This is a genomic window from Mesorhizobium sp. M7A.F.Ca.CA.002.05.1.1 (genome assembly GCF_003998335.1).
In the GTDB taxonomy this organism is placed as follows: domain Bacteria; phylum Pseudomonadota; class Alphaproteobacteria; order Rhizobiales; family Rhizobiaceae; genus Mesorhizobium.
In genome coordinates this window covers 1-565 of record NZ_RZQI01001583.1, presented here as the reverse complement: position 1 = coordinate 565, position 565 = coordinate 1, and the positions used below count along the sequence as shown (strand labels likewise).

Genomic DNA, 565 nt, shown 5'->3' with positions numbered 1-565 from the left:
GTGTTGCATGACCAATGAGAATTCCACATCCAAACCTAGCGTCCGGTCTCCGAACGCCGATAGTCTGCCGCACCCAAAGCGGGATGCCAATGGCACCGATGCCGGTGGCAAGCCGGAGACGCCGAAAACCGCAGGCACATCCCGGCCGTCGACCGCGCCGCTGGACAATCCGGTTGCCAATCGCAACGCCGGGCGGCCGCGTCAGGCGAGCACCACGCCTCGGCCGACGGACAAGCCCCTGGACTGATCGAAACCGGCCTCTTGAAATCACAGCGAGTGTTTGTCGGGACGAAGCGATGCCAGGTCGGCCAGGGTGTTGAGAAGTGCAGCGTCGCCTGCCGGCTTCGGCACGAATTTGCAGTTTCGGAAGGGTGTGGGAACGTCGCGCGGCCCAAATCCGGTCATGAAGGCGAAGGGGATGCCGCGAGCCAGCAATGTTTCGGCCACGGGCAGACTTGTTTCGCCGTTCAATTGAATGTCCAGCAGCGCCACGTCGGCTTTGCCTGCATCGATAAGCTGACGAGCCGCGGCGGCCGACGAGACCGGGCCGATCACCGGATAACCC

General features: G+C 63.4%; 2 protein-coding genes. One reads left to right on the top strand and one right to left on the bottom strand.

The window, feature by feature from the left end:
• Positions 1-247, top strand: a 247-nt coding sequence (locus tag EN939_RS38765) for a hypothetical protein (RefSeq protein WP_206528485.1), incomplete at its 5' end; no start/stop codon positions are given.
• 20 nt (positions 248-267) lie between these two features.
• On the opposite strand, the gene EN939_RS37170 is transcribed toward EN939_RS38765, so the two are convergent.
• On the bottom strand, positions 268-565 hold a 298-nt coding region (locus EN939_RS37170), incomplete at its 5' end, for a response regulator (protein WP_127272133.1).